We start from the raw sequence: 16,159 nt of genomic DNA, 5'->3' as shown, positions 1-16,159 counted from the left end.
ATACCATCTGAGTATCCTCCTTTTTCATTGACAAAAGAACATTCCTTGAAGTAGCCTTGAAACGTACATACATATTTTATTGATTGGGGGAACAAACGTATGAGTCTTGAAGCAAAAGAGAAAGCGTTTTATCAATTACTAGGAAAAATCGCCCATTATACGGAGGCGCTCCATTTACTTTATTGGGACTCTAGAACACAGGCGCCTAAAAAAAGCGCCGATTTCAGAGCTGAAACCATCGGTCAATTATCAAGTGATATTTTTAATATGAAGACTTCTGATGAAATGAGAGATCTTCTTCACGCATTAAACAAACATCGAGATGAGCTGTCAAAAGATACACAAAAGGCGCTCGAATTATCACAAAAAGAGTATGATGAAAACAGCAAAATTCCGAAAGAAGAATTTAAAGAATACTCGATTTTGCAATCAAAAGCAGAGCATGTCTGGGTAGAAGCAAGGGAGAAATCAGACTTTTCACTCTTTGCACCATACTTAAAACAGCTCATTGATTTTAACAAGCGCTTTATTCAATATTGGGGCGTGAAACAAACGCCATACGATGTGCTGCTCAATAACTATGAGCCAGATATGACAGTTGAACAGCTCGATCAAAAGTTTGGTGCACTTCGTGATGCCATTGTTCCTCTCGTGAAAAAAATCGAAGCCTCTCCTCATAAGCCGGATACTTCATTTTTATCGAAAAGTTTTCCGATCGACAAACAAAAGGAACTGAGTCTCTTCTTCTTAAAAGAATTGGGGTATGACTTTGACGCAGGACGTCTGGATACAACGGTTCATCCGTTTGCTGTGACATTGAGCAGAGGGGACGTTCGTGTGACGACCCGTTATGATGAGCATGATTTTCGGATGGCGATCTTTGGCACGATTCATGAGTGTGGTCATGCCATCTACGAGCAAAACATTGATGAGGCACTGAGCGGAACGCTATTATGTGATGGCACATCAATGGGGATCCATGAATCACAGTCTCTTTTCTTTGAGAATTTTATCGGCAGACATGAAGATTTCTGGAAAACGTATTATCATAAGCTGCAAGAAGCGTCTCCTGAGCAATTTAAAGATGTCTCTTTAGAAGACTTTGTGCATGCAGTGAATGAATCGAAGCCGACTTACATTCGAATTGAGGCAGATGAACTGACGTATCCGCTTCACATTATCATCCGCTATGAAATTGAAAAAGCGATTTTTAATGAAGAAGTAGCAGTTGAAGACCTGCCTGCACTGTGGAATGAAAAATATAAAGCGTATCTTGGCATTACGCCTCCTAATGATGCACTCGGCATTTTGCAGGATGTTCACTGGTCTGATGGAAGCTTTGGATATTTCCCTTCATATGCGCTTGGTTATATGTATGCGGCGCAACTAAAGCACCAAATGATCAAAGATTTACCGAATTTTGATGAGCTGATTCAAAATGGGTCTTTTGCACCGATAAAAGAATGGCTCACAGAACATGTCCACCAGCATGGAAAACGCAAAAAACCATCTGAAATCATTCAAGATGCGACTGGTGAGGAATTAAATGTGCAATATTTAATCGATTATTTAACAGATAAATATACGAAATTGTATTTATCTTAAATAAAAGGCACCCTTTGCTCAGAAGGGTGCTTTTTTGATGCTTGAATATTCTAAAAACGAACGTTTTGAACTGATCTATTATTTAAGTTCGGTATTTTTCTAGAAAAGTGCTTTCCAAGCGTCTGAAATCTTGTTATAATTTGAACACTATAACACTCATATAATCGCGTGATGATGGCACGCAAGTTTCTACCGGACACCGATACGGTCCGACTATGAGTGAGCAAAATGAAACAGTTCTTTCTTGTTTGAGCTGAAGATCCGTGGATCGTTTTCGCATTGCTTGCTCCTCATGGACAGCAATGCTTTTTTTATGCAAAAATTAAAATGTTTGCCAATATGCTGGGAGGAAGAATGATGGAATTGTTACGTCAAAAAATTGAGAACGAAGGAATCGTTCTGTCAAATCAAGTGTTAAAGGTAGATGCCTTTTTAAATCATCAAATTGATCCTGTGTTAATGCATGAGATCGGGCAAGAGTTTGCTAGATTATTCAAGCATGATGGCATTACAAAAATTGTCACAATCGAATCTTCTGGCATTGCACCTGCTGTGATGGCTGGACTAGCTCTTCAAGTACCAGTTGTCTTTGCTCGAAAACGTCAATCACTAACACTAACAGATAACCTATTAACAGCGAGTGTGTACTCTTTTACGAAAAAAGTAGAAAGCACGATCGCTGTTTCAAATACGCATCTCAGTGAAAAAGATTGTGTATTAATCATTGATGACTTTTTAGCGAACGGTGAAGCCGCTAAAGGGCTTGCTGCAATCGCAAAGCAGGCGAAGGCGAAAGTAGCCGGATTTGGCATTGTCATTGAAAAGTCATTTCAGCCCGGAAGGAATGCGCTTGTTCAAATGGGCTACCGCGTCGAGTCCCTTGCACGTATTGAATCACTTGAGGAAGGGAAAGTCACGTTTGTACGGGAGGTACAATCATGAGTGCCGCTAAAAAAGCCAAAACGCTCTCGCTAGGGATTCAGCATGTGCTGGCGATGTATGCAGGTGCCGTTCTTGTGCCGCTCATTGTGGGAGATGCGCTCGGCCTCACCCCTGCACAGCTGACTTACTTAATCTCGGCAGATATTTTCATGTGCGGGGCTGCCACGCTCCTTCAAGTTTGGAAAAACCGTTTCTTTGGTATCGGTCTGCCTGTTGTATTAGGCTGTACATTTACTGCGGTTTCTCCTATGATTGCGATTGGCTCTAAATACGGGATTTCGTCTATCTATGGAAGTATTATCGCTTCTGGGTGTATCATCATTCTTCTTTCCTTTTTCTTTGGGAAGCTTGTGAAATTTTTCCCGCCTGTTGTGACTGGGTCTGTCGTCACCATTATTGGCATTACCCTTATTCCGGTAGCGATGAACAATATGGCAGGTGGAGAAGGAAGTGCAGATTATGGTTCTTTTGAAAATCTAGGCCTCGCTTTCCTTGTGCTGTTTATCATTGTGCTGCTCTATCGATTCACAAAAGGCTTTATGAAGGCGATCGCCATTTTAATTGGTATTCTCCTTGGGACAGCAGTCGCTGCATTTATGGGGAAAGTGGAAACAGCTGAGGTGGCGAACGCTCAAGTTTTTCGTATAATTGAACCATTTTATTTCGGCATGCCTACCTTTGAATTTGCACCCATTATGACGATGACGTTAGTTGCGATTGTGTCATTAGTCGAATCAACAGGTGTTTATTTCGCATTAGGTGATTTAACAAACCGGTCATTAAAAGAGAAGGATTTAGCGAAAGGCTATCGCGCAGAGGGGATTGCTGTTTTATTAGGTGGTATTTTCAATGCCTTTCCTTACACAGCCTACTCGCAAAACGTTGGGTTGATCCAGTTGACAGGAGTCAAGAAAAATCAAGTCATCGTTGTGACAGGAGCATTGCTCATGTCATTTGGACTTTTTCCTAAAATTGCTGCATTTACGACGATTATTCCAAAGTCAGTTCTTGGCGGCGCAATGGTCGCCATGTTTGGGATGGTCATTGCCTACGGTATTAAAATGCTCTCGCGCGTAGATTTTGCCAAACAGGAAAACCTACTAATTGTTGCTTGCTCAGTTGGGATCGGCTTAGGTGTCACCGTCGTGCCGCAAATGTTTGAGCATTTGCCAGAATCAGTGAAATTATTAACAAGTAACGGAATCGTGGCCGGTAGCTTTACCGCTATTTTGCTTCATATTATTTATCACATGATTCCATTTAAAAAAGAAACAGGGCAGGACCTGATAGAAGAACCTAAGCAATCTGTTATGTAAACACCTCTCATTAAGAGGTGTTTTTTTGCATAAAAAAAGCAGGTTCGCTTGGCTTGGAACGAACCTGTGAAGGAGGAAAACTACATCATGTTTTCAACTATATTATCCAATATTTATCAATTGTCGTCAAGACAAAAAGTTAGACGGAGGAAAATGTTTTGACTGAATTGTGACGACTTGGCATGTATATCCTTTTTTCGATAGGGGATATTAACCGAAAAAAGAGGTGAAGCCGATGGCGTACATTCTTTCAGTTGGAACGAGTCTCCCAAAGCATCACGTGGATCAGAAAACAGCTGCTGAATTTGCTAGGTCTCAATTTAAACGATCGTTTAAAGATATTGATCGGCTGCTGAGAGCTTTTCAAAATGGAGAAATTGAGAGCAGGCAATTTGTACAGCCCATTGAATGGTATCAGACGCACCACTCTTTTGAAGAGAAAAACAATATCTATTTGGAGAAGGCACTGGCTCATGCAAAAGAAGCGATCTTACATTGTCTTCAAGAGAAGGCGTTTCTGAAAAAGCCGATCCCGGTTGAAGAGATCGATGCACTGTTTTTTATTTCAAGTACCGGCTTATCGACCCCAAGTCTTGATGCAAAGCTGATGAACGTACTTCCCTTTTCTCCTTATACGAAACGAGTACCGATCTGGGGGCTAGGGTGCGGGGGTGGTGCGTCAGGGCTGTCTCGGGCTTATGAATACATAAGGGCATATCCAGAAGCAAAGGTGCTCGTCGTTGCCTGTGAGCTGTGCAGTTTAACCTTTCAGCCGCAAGATCAATCAAAAAGCAATTTAATCGGCACCTCCTTATTTGGAGACGGGACGGCTGCGGCTCTTTTAGCTGGAGAAACGGCTGCACTAGAATATGCCCATTTAAAAACAGTCCCTAAAGTACTAAGCACACAATCCGTCACGATGAAGGATTCTGAGGATGTGATGGGCTGGGAATTTACAAGTGACGGCTTTCGGGTTATTTTCTCCCGTGACATACCGTCTATGATTTCAGGCTGGTTAAAAGAGCAGGTGGATCGATTTTTAGAGGAGCTTGGATGTTCAACTAAAGACTTATCCGTTTTTCTTGCCCATCCTGGAGGAAAAAAAGTGATTGATGCCTATGTTGAAAGTCTATCTTTACGAGAGGATCAGCTATTTTCTTCAAAAGAAGTACTCAAACAACACGGAAATATGTCCTCTGCCACAGTTTTGTATGTCATCAAGCATTTCCTTGAACATCAATCAGCTGAAGCGGGGGATATTGGCCTTTGCGGGGCGCTTGGTCCAGGCTTTTCCTCAGAGCTGCTGCTTATGAAATGGGAGGAGGTCTTGTCATGATCATTTGGCTTGTTATCGGTTTCTTCGTTTGTCAGCGGCTCATTGAAATGCTTGTGGCCAAAAGAAATGAAAGAAAAGTAAAAGCGATGGGTGCCATTGAATTTGGTGCTAGTCATTATCCCTATATGGTCGCTATGCATACGGCCTTTTTTCTCTCACTCATAGTTGAGATAGGGCTTTTACATAAGGGGCCGTCCCGGTATTTTCTTGTGCTGCTCCTTTTCCTGATGGCTACACAGGTCATTCGATACTGGGCATTATGCTCCCTTGGGACGTACTGGAATACAAAGATTTTAGTCGTGCCAAACGCAATGATTGTAAAAAAAGGGCCGTATCGTTGGTTGAAACACCCTAACTATGTAGTCGTGGCGATTGAACTTTTGCTGATCCCGCTATTGTTTGAGGCGTATGTCACTGCCATTTTGTTTACGTGTTTAAATGCATGGATGATGGCTGTAAGAATTCAAACAGAGGAGAAAGCGTTAAATCAGTATTTGCTAAATTAATATTGAAAATCATTATCAATTGTGCTACACTTTCATTAATGATAAGCATTCTCAATCATGAAGGATGGACGGTGATCACATGACAATGATTTTCTTACTCGGTACGGTGTGTATATACAGCCTATTAATTGGCTTCGTATTAAAAGGTGTCTCCAAAAAATCTGCTTCCTGATCTCAGTCAATTGCGACTGATCGGGCAGCAGATTTTTTTTATTTCCTGAGATCAGAAGAAAAATCTCTTTATTTTGTGTAAAATGGTATCACATACATAACTGACTTTTCTAAAAACAAAGGGGTTTATCGTCATGAAAGACTTGTCTATTCGAGATTCGCTCGTTCAAACTACAGGAGCTTTATATCAAAGCTTTCTCAAAAGGGATGATCATGAGCGCGCAGCCAAACTTGCATCGATTATCAAAAAGGAAGCAGAAGAAGAAGTGTATATCGCATTTACCGGCCACTATTCTGCTGGAAAGTCATCACTTGTGAATCATCTGCTTCATGATCACATTTTGCCAACGAGCCCAATCCCAACAAGTGCAAACTTGGTCGTCGTGAGGAAAGGCGAAAGTGAAGTGCAGCTTCACACCTCTGATGGCCGTTTTGCAAAAATGAGCGGCTCTTATGATAAAGAAGCAGTACAGCGTTTCTGTAAGGATGGAGAACAGATTGAGATGGTGGAAATTAGCGGTGACTATAGAGGACTGGAAGAAAAGGTGGCACTGATTGATACGCCAGGAATTGATTCAACGGATCATGCACACTTTTTGTCTGCTGCCTCTATTCTTCATCAAGCAGATGCTCTTTTTTATGTTGTTCACTACAACCATGTTCATTCTGAAGAAAACATTCGTTTTATTCGCTCCATTAAAGAGAAAGTGCCAAATCTTTATTTCATCGTGAATCAAGTGGACCGGCATGATGAGCATGAGACAGCATTTGAAGACTACAAAAATCAAGTGGTAGACATGCTCCTTAAAGAGGGCATTGAAGAAGATCATCTATACTTTACATCTGTAACCGATGAGACGCACCCAAGAAATGAAATGATTCGTTTAATCGAAAAACTACAAGAATTACAGACGTTGCCGAAAGCATCACTTCGGGCTTATACGGAGCAGAAAATTGAGCATGTCTTAAAAGAACACATTGACTCGTTAAAAGAAGAGCTGCAAGGTGAAGAGCTTGATTCACAGCTCCAAGAAAAAAGAAAAGAAGTAAAGGAGTTTGAAGCGAAAAACTACTTCATTGAAAATGGAGCCAAACAGTTAGAAGATGAAGTATCTTCTGAAGTCGAGAGCATCTTAAAAAATGCCAACCTAACTCCATTTAAAATGAGGGAACTCGCAAGCGACTATATTGAATCAAAAGCACCTGGCTTTAAAGTGGGGCTGCTTTTTGCTAAAAACAAAACTGAGCAAGAAAAAGAAAAACGGGCAACCGACTTCTTAGCAGATGTCAAAGCGAGGATGAAAGCAGAAGTGGACTGGCATATTGCTGAGCTGCTTAAAAAAGAAGTCAAGAAGCATCAGCTTGGTGAAGAGTTATTAAATCAAGTGATGGCATTTGAAACACCTGTGCAAGAAGCACTCCTTGAAAGTGTGATTCATCATGGTGCGACGTTCTCCAATGAATACGTACTGCAATATGCAAAAGATGCTGGCGATGCCTTGAGAAGACAGGCAAAACAGAAAGCGATGACACTGATTGAACAAATGTCTGAGTCGCTGAAAGCCCAGCTTATGAAAGATAAAGCAAAACATCAAGAAAAATGGGCCCAGGCTGCAAAAGAACTCCAAACGCTCGAGCAGTGCATCGAAAAAAATGAACAAATCAAACGAGATATTCAGCATGTATGGGATATATGGCAAAACGGAACGGATGAACAGATCGAAGAAGATTGGTTTTATGCGAAAAAGAGGCGGATGCAGCATGACCAGCTAAAGCAGGATCACGCGCCCATTCATCCCGAAGAGAGCGAGCAAGAAAAAGCGCAGAAGCAGATAGAGCAACATCAAATGCGTCAGTCACAGCATGTCACGACGGCACAGTCAATTGACCAGTTTGAACAGCTTTCTCAGATTTTATTGCCATTAGACGCTCTCAAATCTCAAAGAAAGTCCTTTGAAAAACGAACAAAACGGCTGCAAGCGAAAGAATTCACACTCGCTTTATTTGGGGCTTTTAGTTCGGGGAAATCTTCCTTTGCAAATGCCCTTGTTGGGAGAAAGGTACTGCCATCCTCTCCCACGCCAACAACGGCAACGATTAATAAGCTGACGCGACCGACGGAAGATCACCCGCATGAAAGTGTAAAAGTGGTGTTCAAAACAGAACAGGATATATTAGAGGAGCTCAATCAGATCCTCGGACTTTCGATCTCAGAAGAAAAGGGAGAGACGTTTACATCCAAGCTCGAACGAACGCTGAAAAAAAGACAGCTTGAACAAGATCACCGCATCATTGTTGAACATTTTTTACAAGCGCATACACGTTTCCTTCATCACATTACTAAGCAAACGCCGCTTCATGTCACTCTTCAAGAACTGAGGCCATATGTGGCAGAAGAAGCTGTTTCTTGTGTGGTGAAGGAAGTGACGGTGTATTTGAGTACACCTTTAACAGATAAAGGGCTGACTATTGTTGATACGCCAGGCGCCAGCAGTATGAATAAGCGCCATACAGAGATTGCCTTTCAATATATGAAGGACGCAGATGCTCTTCTTTATTTAACTTACTACCAGCACTCTTTCTCGAAGGCAGATCGGTCATTTTTACGTAAGCTTGGGCTTGTAAAAGATTCATTTAGCATGGATAAAATGTTCTTTATTATCAATGCAGCTGACCTCGCAAAGGATCAAGCAGAGCTTGACACCGTCTTTGACTATGTGAAAAATGAGCTCACAAAAGAAGGCATCCGAAACCCAAACCTTCATCATGTGTCCAGTAAGGAAGAAATCGAAGGAAAGGGAGAGACAGCTTATAATCAATATGCAAAGCTTAGAAAACAGCTCGACTATTTTATTGAGAAAGAATTAACGAAAGATGCGATCGAGCTTTTGTATTTTGAAGCCGGAAGGTTATGTAGCACAGTCGACAAGCTGCATGCGACACTGCATCAATCAGAAGATGAGAAGCAAGCGGAAAAGAAAAAGATAGACACATCCTATGAAGCGATTCTTGATCAAATGAGTCATATCAAACAATCTAAGCTAGTGACAGAAAGTGTGAAAAAGGACTTACATGAACAGCTCTATCATATTGTGCAGCGCCTATCACTATTTGCGAATGATCTGTTAAAGACAGCCTTTTACCCTGGAATATCTCAAGGAGACTTCAGGCAGCAGTTGAAAAAAGCGCTTGAGCAGGCACTGAAGGATTATGAATTTGAATTTGTACAGGAGTTAAAGGCGCTTGATATCCGAATGGAATCGTTTATTCATCAATATTTCCAAGAGGAGTGGGAGAAAGGATTGCAGGCGGCAAGTGCAGAAGACCCCTACTTTTCTCTCACACTCTCGCCGCCAGAAGAGAAAAATGCTGAGCTGAAACAAATTGAAGTCGAAGCTGAACTGACGCCATTCGAACCGCTCTTAAAGAAGCAAAAATCAGCGAAAGTTTTCTTTGAACAGAATGGAAAGGCTGCGTTCATTGAAGCGATTCGAGATATTCTTCATCAGTTAACCACGAAATGGGCAGATAAAGAAAAAGAAGAATTACTGAGCAGGTACGACACAATGGTGAAGACCTTTACTGAAAGATATGAAACAGAAGCGCTCGAGCAGCTAAGTGAACAAAAACAAACATTTATCACGAGCCTAACGACAGATGCCAAAGAACAGGCGGTAATTGAACAAGTATATGAACAAACAAACGAATGGAAGAACCAGTTGAAAACCATTTGATTCATGGTAGACTAAATAAAAAAGAAAGCAGTTGATAGAAAATGACGAGCGTACACAAAGAGATTTCCGCACACTCACAAAAGCAGCATGCTCATATTCAGTCCTTTCTTGAGCTTGAACAGAAAAGAGAACAAGCAATAGAGACTGCTGTATTCAAATGTGAGCAAAACGAGCCATTTACAACAGACGACATCAATGCCATTACGTCGAAGATGAATGAGCTTGCACGAGGCGGTATTGTTCCGCTGCGTAAGCATGTGACGAATGATATGGTCAGGGAGTATGTCAAGCGGAAACAGAAGTAAAGAGTAACTTTCTCTTTTTTGGTCATCTTAATGAATGTACCGAGAAAGGGGAATGATCATGAAAAAAAAGCAACAGACAAAGCAGCAGGATGAGCGTGACCCTAAACAAAAAGACATGCCGTCCTATGCAGAAGCAGAGTCGAAAAAAATGCAATACGGTCAAAAGTAAACAGGGTGCCTCTTCTTTTCTAAAAGAAGAAGGCGCCTTTTTTATGTCGAATTTTGTGTTCTGTGATAGAATAGGAGTATTGTTTTGAAAAAGGGAGTTTATAAGAATGAATAAACACGTACTGCTTGTAGATGGAATGGCGCTTTTGTTCAGATCGTTTTATGCAACGGCTGTACATCGCAATTTTATGATAAATGATCACGGTGTGCCGACAAATGGAGTCAATGGCTATTTGAAGCACTTATTAACGGCTGTACAGACATTTGAGCCAACGCATATTGTTTGCTGCTGGGATATGGGAAGCCAAACATACCGAAACGAATTGTTTCAAGATTATAAAGCAAATCGGGGAGAGGCGCCTGTCGAGCTCATTCCGCAATTCGATTTAGCAAAAGAAGCTACAGAAGAACTGGGAATTGTAAACATTGGTTTAAAGGGCTTTGAAGCAGATGATTGTATCGGTACTCTTGCTGCGCTCTACCAAAAAGAAGCACGGGTGACTGTCCTAACTGGAGACAAAGATTTGCTGCAAATTTTGAATGAACAAGTCACTGTTGCCTTGATGCAAAAAGGAATTGGCAATTATAAGCATTATACAAAAGTCTTATTCGAAGAGGAAATGGGAATCTCTCCAAAGGCGCTGATCGATATGAAAGCGCTCATGGGTGATGCAAGTGATAATTATCCAGGTGTCAAAGGAATCGGAGAAAAAACCGCATTAAAATTTATCCAAACATATGAAACGATTGACGGTTTGTTAGAAAATGTCCATGAACTAACGGCTGCACAGCAAAAGAAAATGCAAGCAGGATTAGAAGATCTGAAGCTTTCTCGTCTATTGGCAGAGATCAAATGTGATGTCCCGCTCAGCTGTCCAATTGATGAGACGAAAATGAACATCAATCAAGAACGTGCTGCTGCTATGCTGAGGTACCATCAAATCAAAGGAATCGAACCGATGATGAATCGTTTAAGTACAATAGAGATCAGCTAAAGCCGATCTCTCAGGTTCATCTTTTTGTATTGCTTTTCTTCGCTCTATTTTCCAGCTGAGATAGTGGCTGTTTATCTTTTGTTTGCGCATCACCTTGTGGGGTTGTCCCATTTGTGACACGACCTTTATTTTCTTTATCCAATCAGTATCACCTCACACACATTAGCATAACCGAAAAAAAGCGATTCATCCTTTAGAAAGGTGAATCGCTTTTCTAGCGAGTTGATCCGCTATTTGATTTTCCTTACTCGGAATCCATTTAATGAAAAATAAATCAAACTGGCTTTGAAGTTCGATCATCTCTTTGATAAAATGCTGAAAGGCTGGATTTTTAGCAAATCCTGCATTGGCTGCGCGGTCAACTACTTGTGAATCTGTTCGAAATGAAACGGTACGCAATCCTTTTTCCGCGCATATTTTCATCCCCTCGATCAGAGCGGAAAATTCTGCTTCGTGATTGCTCATTGATCTAAGAGGAATGGAGAAGGATTCAGCCTTTCCATCATATTTAATGAAAATGCCGATGCCAGAGGGACCTGGATTACCTGCACTTGCACCATCAATGTATATTTCAGCTGGCACATTATTTCACCCTTTCATCAAGCGGAACCATTTTTTTCGCTGCATACGCGTAAGGTGTCGCAATCGCAGCTACGATAAATTTAATGACATATGTCGTGATGAAGATTTCAATCCATACATGAAATGGATACGTGCCAAGAAAGGCAATGGTCGTGAAAATCAGTGTATCAAGAAGCTGGCTAATCATCGTACTTCCGGCGTTGCGCACCCAGAGCGCACCATCGGAAGGAAATATCCGGCGAATAAACGAATATACATAAACATCTAGCATTTGACTGATGATATAAGCAGCAAGACTGCCAAGTGCAACCCTTGGCATAAAGCCAAATATCGTTTCCAGCGATGATTGTGAGATATCAGATGGAGCGGGATGGAAAAGCAAAGCCTCCTGCATGACAACAGTTAGTGTTAAAAGGGTGGCAAAGCCAATCCAGACAGCTTTTCTCGCTTCATTTTGTCCATATTTTTCATTTAATACGTCCGTTGCAAAGAACACACTGCCATATAAAATATTTCCAAGTGTTGCCGTTAAGCCAAATAATTCAACGGTTTTGACAACTTGTAAATTTGCGGCAGCCGTCGCAAAGCCAATCCAGACAAAAAGGCCCATCTTGCCAAATCCTTTATAAAATAGAAGAACAATGATAAAATTAATGATCGCAAATAAGATCCAAATACCTTCATTAAACAAGTGACATGAACTTCCTTTCTCATTGTAAAATGTAACTTTTTGATTATAGCATAACGTATGTTTACCTTAAAAGCACGGGAAGGCGATGTGATCAATGAAATTAAGAGCACACTACACAATGAAAGTGAAATCAATTGGGTCCATTGCTTTTTACCAAGAAGATTGGTTGGAGCTAAAAGAGGCCTTGAGGTTAGCAAAATATATCGACAAAAAAGAACCACAGTCACTCCTGTCATTTGAAGATGAAAAAGGGGCCGTGTGGTTCATAAAAGAGCTTGAAAAGCTAAATGAAGAACTAAAGCTTGAACCTGATCAGCTTCAAGTCTATTTTGATGCAAGTTTTCATAAAGAAATAGGCGACTCTGGTCTTGGAGTTGTCGTCTACTATAAGCTGGGAAAAGACGCTTATCGATTGAGAAAAAATCAGCCTTTCCAAGGGAGCACCAATAATGAAGCAGAGTATGCGGCTTTATTTGAGGCAGTAAAAGCTTTAAAAGACCTAGGGGCAAGCAGAAATTCTGTCACGATTAGAGGAGATTCACTTGTTGTCATGAATCAGTTAAAAGGAGAATGGCCTTGTTATGATGATGTACATAACAAATGGCTTGACCGAATTGAAGCAGCTTTAAAAGAGCTGAAGCTGACGCCAACCTATGAAGTCATCGATCGGAAACAAAATGCAGAAGCGGATCAGCTTGCAAGACAGATTCTTGCAGACGTCCCAATCGAAAGTACATTGAAATTAGAAGCAGACGGAGCTGAATAATGTGGATAAAAAAACAGCAGTACAAGAATTGACCGATCTTCAAGACACGTATTGTTCAGATTGTTTGATTAAGAAGCATTTTCGGAAAGAATTTGGCAAAAAATATGCCCATTCCTTTTGTATACAGCAATGCACCGTTGGAGAGAAAATAAAAGAATATGGACAGACGCTGCTCAAAAAGTAAGCGGACGCACCGGTTTTCCCTGCTCAAACATCCGTTCATGAAAAAAAACGGATAGAATGTGTAAAAAAAGAACATATTCTGAAAAATGAGCCGATATAACTATAGAAAGTTTTGGTTGAGTTACTTTTTGACTAAGTGACGGATATTAGAGGAAAAGGGGAAGGCCGGTATGAATAATAAGGAGTTCGAAACGGTATTACATCGAACATTTCAAGAGGTGTACAGCGATCTAGAGCAACTAGTAGATGTAGCAAAGAAGGGAAGACCTTTTCTCGAAAAAGATATCTCTGAAATTGAACAACGACTGAAGCAAAATATTTTAGCGATTGAAATTCAGCTGAAAATCAAATAAGAGAGGCATAGGCCTCTCTTTATTTTGTCTTTACATCATTGATTTAGTTGATTAGATTTTTGTTACGTTTGCAGCTTGAGGTCCACGATTACCTTCAACGATTTCAAAAGAAACTTCTTGTCCTTCTTCTAAAGACTTGTAGCCGTCACCTTCGATAGCTGTGAAGTGAACGAATACATCGTCTCCGCCTTCAACTTCAATGAAGCCGAAACCTTTTTCATTATTGAACCATTTTACTTTACCGTTTTGCATATTGCTTTTTCCTCCTAGTACTGTAGCATACCTTTTGGCATACTAAAAAAAATTTTCATCACCTAACGACTTTGCAGTTGTTAAATGATGGTTCCACTATACACCATCAAAAGTAAAGCGTCAAGCGGAAGAGCCAAATTTTGAGCAGAATATTTGATTTTTTTTGGCGAATAACAATAATAGCTAAAACGTCCCCATTTTCTGAAACTTTATGCACACCTTGTCCGTATATAAAAAAAATACAGGAAGAGGTGCTATCATGAATCGTTATACACTTGAAGAATTTGTTCAGAATACGCAGCAGGAAGATAAAGGAGAAGGGGTCTTCGAACTTGAAACATCAAGACTTTTAGAAATTAATTTGACTGATACCATTTGGGCAAAAACAGGTTCCATGGTTTCGTACCGAGGCAAAATCAAGTTTGAACGCGAGGGCGTTTTTGAACATGGCGTCTCAAAGATGTTCAAAAAAATGCTGTCAGGAGAAGGCACTTCACTCATGAAGGCAACAGGTGATGGGAAATTATATGTGGCAGATCAAGGTAAAAAAATCTCAATTCTTCGTTTGGCTCAAGGGGATTCCATTTTTGTGAATGGGAATGATCTGCTCGCATTTGAACCGTCAGTGCGCTGGGATATCAAATTGATGAAAAAAGTGTCGGGCATGCTTGCAGGCGGTTTATTTAATGTCAAATTAGAAGGACCAGGCCTTGTTGCGATTACCAGTCATTATGAGCCCCTCACATTGATTATTCAGCCGGGTGACTCTGTCTATACAGATCCGAACGCGACAGTTGCATGGTCAGGGGATTTAAAAACTGAATTTGTGACAGATGTTTCATTCAAAACCTTTATTGGCAGAGGAAGCGGAGAGTCTATTCAAATGAAATTTAGCGGAAGCGGTTTTGTTGTCGTGCAGCCGTTTGAAGAAGTGTACACAACAAATGGAAATCAAGGATAAAGAAAAAGGTGTCCGTCATTGACGGACACCTTTTTATGATAATGCACGAGCATACGTTTTGTTATTCGTGATGAGATTTGATTGCTCAACGATATCTTCCAAAATGGTTTGAGAAGAATGCTTTAAGTGCAGTTTTTTAATGTTTTGTTTCATGACTTCTAACTTTTCTTCATCTTGCAGCAAGTTGGTCACAGATTCTAAAATGTCTTCATGTCTGTTGATGACGATGGCCGCACCATAATCTTCAAAGAAATGAGCATTTTCCTTTTCTTGTCCAGGGACAGGCTTGTAAAGAATGACCGGGACACCGATTGCTGTTGCTTCTGTTAAAGTAATGCCGCCTGGTTTTGTGATCATACAATCTGTTACTCTGAACAATTCATCAATTTGTTCCACATATCCAAGCGCCTTCAATTGATCTGGATGTGCTTGTTCAAGATCGCTCAGTGATTGTTTCAGCGCTGTGTTCTTTCCGCATACAACAACAATTTGTACTTCACTGTCGAGAAGCAGCGCTTCACATAATTCCTTGACATTTTTCAGTACACCATGAGCACCAGCCATAATCAGAAGAACTTTTTTGTTTGATGATAATCCATATTTTTTATAAATCTTCGATTTGGGCACGTCTGCTTCAAATTGTGGTCTAATAGGAATGCCTGTCACTTTGACATCGCTTGGATGTGTGCCGATTTCCACTAATTTTTGTTTCACATAATCGGTTGCAACATAGTATCGGTCGATGTTTTCATGTACCCAAATCTTATGAAGACAGAAATCTGTCATGACATTAAATGTCGGGATGACTTTGCCTGTTTTGTTCCGGTATTCTGGAACAACAATCATCGGGAATGTAATAATAATGATATCCGGATTGTGTAATTGAATGAGTTCATCAAGACGCTTATTTCCCATTTTTAAATAAATGTTAAATTTGCGTTTATTGTAAATTTTATCTACACCATAATAAAACAAGCGATAAAATTGTTTCCCAATGGAAAAGCTCTTCAAGTATAAATATTGAGTCACTTCCGACACAATGGGATTTGATTCTTGATACAAATTAGAAACTACAACATGTTCAAACCCTTGGGATTTGCATTCATCATACAGTGTTTTAGCCACCTGCATATGTCCATTTCCATAATTTGCGGTCAAGATTAATATTTTTTTATTGGTATTCAAGAATATTCACCTCAAATGTAATCAACAACAACAAAACTTCGTACGAAAACTATTAATCTCATAGGTCTACATATACATAAAGATAACATATAAACAGCCAGAGCATAT

18 protein-coding genes and 1 riboswitch are annotated in these 16,159 nt (G+C 40.4%); of the genes, 13 read left to right on the top strand and 5 right to left on the bottom strand.

Features of this window, described 5'->3' with window-relative positions; all coding sequences use genetic code 11:
• Window positions 1-99: 99 nt before the first annotated feature.
• The 9 genes from C6348_RS05550 to C6348_RS05510 all read left to right on the top strand — a co-directional run bounded on the left by C6348_RS05550 (window position 100) and on the right by C6348_RS05510 (window position 11,078).
• Window positions 100-1,605: a carboxypeptidase M32 gene (locus C6348_RS05550; RefSeq protein ID WP_034661008.1), complete on the top strand. Its 1,506-nt coding sequence runs from the start codon at window positions 100-102 to the stop codon at window positions 1,603-1,605.
• Between the two features lie 136 nt (window positions 1,606-1,741).
• A riboswitch (purine riboswitch) is annotated at window positions 1,742-1,841 on the top strand.
• A 121-nt stretch (window positions 1,842-1,962) separates the two neighbouring features.
• The gene (gene xpt / locus C6348_RS05545) at window positions 1,963-2,547 is read left to right on the top strand and encodes a xanthine phosphoribosyltransferase (RefSeq protein WP_034661972.1); all 585 of its coding nucleotides are present in this window, start codon (window positions 1,963-1,965) and stop codon (window positions 2,545-2,547) included.
• Window positions 2,544-3,863 carry a xanthine permease PbuX gene (pbuX, locus tag C6348_RS05540; protein WP_106042228.1) on the top strand — a complete coding sequence of 440 codons (1,320 nt, stop codon included), beginning with the start codon at window positions 2,544-2,546 and terminating at the stop codon, window positions 3,861-3,863. The genes xpt and pbuX overlap by 4 nt, the downstream gene beginning before the upstream one ends.
• A 235-nt stretch (window positions 3,864-4,098) precedes the next feature.
• Window positions 4,099-5,199, top strand: a complete 1,101-nt coding sequence (locus C6348_RS05535) for a type III polyketide synthase (RefSeq protein WP_106042227.1) — start codon at window positions 4,099-4,101, stop codon at window positions 5,197-5,199.
• On the top strand, window positions 5,196-5,705 hold the full coding sequence (locus tag C6348_RS05530; RefSeq protein ID WP_106042225.1) for an isoprenylcysteine carboxyl methyltransferase family protein: 510 nt from the start codon (window positions 5,196-5,198) through the stop codon (window positions 5,703-5,705). The genes C6348_RS05535 and C6348_RS05530 overlap by 4 nt, the downstream gene beginning before the upstream one ends.
• Window positions 5,706-5,769: 64 nt before the next feature.
• Window positions 5,770-5,877 carry a Fur-regulated basic protein FbpC gene (gene fbpC / locus C6348_RS05525; RefSeq protein WP_309415589.1) on the top strand — a complete coding sequence of 36 codons (108 nt, stop codon included), beginning with the start codon at window positions 5,770-5,772 and terminating at the stop codon, window positions 5,875-5,877.
• 133 nt (window positions 5,878-6,010) lie between these two features.
• Window positions 6,011-9,610 carry a dynamin GTPase gene (gene dynA, locus C6348_RS05520; protein ID WP_106042223.1) on the top strand — a complete coding sequence of 1,200 codons (3,600 nt, stop codon included), beginning with the start codon at window positions 6,011-6,013 and terminating at the stop codon, window positions 9,608-9,610.
• Between the two features lie 41 nt (window positions 9,611-9,651).
• Window positions 9,652-9,915: a YpbS family protein gene (locus C6348_RS05515; RefSeq protein WP_095285311.1), complete on the top strand. Its 264-nt coding sequence runs from the start codon at window positions 9,652-9,654 to the stop codon at window positions 9,913-9,915.
• 275 nt (window positions 9,916-10,190) lie between these two features.
• Window positions 10,191-11,078 (top strand): 5'-3' exonuclease, encoded by an 888-nt coding sequence (locus C6348_RS05510; RefSeq protein WP_106042221.1) that lies wholly within the window; start codon window positions 10,191-10,193, stop codon window positions 11,076-11,078.
• Window positions 11,079-11,094: 16 nt separating this feature from the next.
• Here C6348_RS05510 and C6348_RS05505 read toward each other — a convergent pair whose 3' ends face one another.
• From C6348_RS05505 to C6348_RS05495, 3 genes are read right to left on the bottom strand one after another with little or no spacing between them, the layout of a single operon-like run.
• A complete protein-coding gene (locus C6348_RS05505) occupies window positions 11,095-11,220 on the bottom strand; it encodes a hypothetical protein (RefSeq protein ID WP_003215584.1) in 126 nt (41 codons plus the stop codon).
• 44 nt (window positions 11,221-11,264) lie between these two features.
• Window positions 11,265-11,660: a reverse transcriptase-like protein gene (locus C6348_RS05500; protein ID WP_034660999.1), complete on the bottom strand. Its 396-nt coding sequence runs from the start codon at window positions 11,658-11,660 to the stop codon at window positions 11,265-11,267.
• 1 nt (window position 11,661) lies between these two features.
• Window positions 11,662-12,351: a queuosine precursor transporter gene (locus tag C6348_RS05495; protein WP_095285309.1), complete on the bottom strand. Its 690-nt coding sequence runs from the start codon at window positions 12,349-12,351 to the stop codon at window positions 11,662-11,664.
• Between the two features lie 94 nt (window positions 12,352-12,445).
• Between C6348_RS05495 and C6348_RS05490 the strand changes: the two genes are divergently transcribed.
• The 3 genes from C6348_RS05490 (at window position 12,446) to C6348_RS05480 (ending at window position 13,653) form a co-directional block, all read left to right on the top strand.
• Entirely contained in the window at window positions 12,446-13,117 is a 672-nt protein-coding gene (locus C6348_RS05490) for a ribonuclease H family protein (RefSeq protein ID WP_106042219.1), read from the top strand.
• Window position 13,118: 1 nt separating this feature from the next.
• Window positions 13,119-13,301, top strand: a complete 183-nt coding sequence (locus tag C6348_RS05485) for a zinc-finger domain-containing protein (protein ID WP_003215998.1) — start codon at window positions 13,119-13,121, stop codon at window positions 13,299-13,301.
• Between the two features lie 169 nt (window positions 13,302-13,470).
• On the top strand, window positions 13,471-13,653 hold the full coding sequence (locus tag C6348_RS05480; RefSeq protein WP_003215507.1) for a hypothetical protein: 183 nt from the start codon (window positions 13,471-13,473) through the stop codon (window positions 13,651-13,653).
• 51 nt (window positions 13,654-13,704) lie between these two features.
• Here C6348_RS05480 and cspD read toward each other — a convergent pair whose 3' ends face one another.
• Window positions 13,705-13,905, bottom strand: coding sequence for a cold-shock protein CspD (gene cspD / locus C6348_RS05475; protein ID WP_003215784.1), 201 nt, complete (start codon window positions 13,903-13,905; stop codon window positions 13,705-13,707).
• A gap of 259 nt (window positions 13,906-14,164) precedes the next feature.
• Between cspD and C6348_RS05470 the strand changes: the two genes are divergently transcribed.
• A complete protein-coding gene (locus C6348_RS05470; RefSeq protein ID WP_106042217.1) occupies window positions 14,165-14,866 on the top strand; it encodes an AIM24 family protein in 702 nt (233 codons plus the stop codon).
• Between the two features lie 33 nt (window positions 14,867-14,899).
• Here the strand turns inward: C6348_RS05470 and C6348_RS05465 are convergent, their stop codons facing one another.
• Entirely contained in the window at window positions 14,900-16,051 is a 1,152-nt protein-coding gene (locus C6348_RS05465) for a diglucosyl diacylglycerol synthase (protein WP_106042215.1), read from the bottom strand.
• Window positions 16,052-16,159 lie beyond the last annotated feature (108 nt).

The organism is Bacillus sp. YBWC18, from assembly GCF_002998775.1.
In the GTDB taxonomy this organism is placed as follows: Bacteria; Bacillota; Bacilli; order Bacillales; family Bacillaceae; genus Bacillus.
Note: the sequence above shows the minus strand (reverse complement) of the source record. Positions and strands in the feature narration are given on the sequence as shown.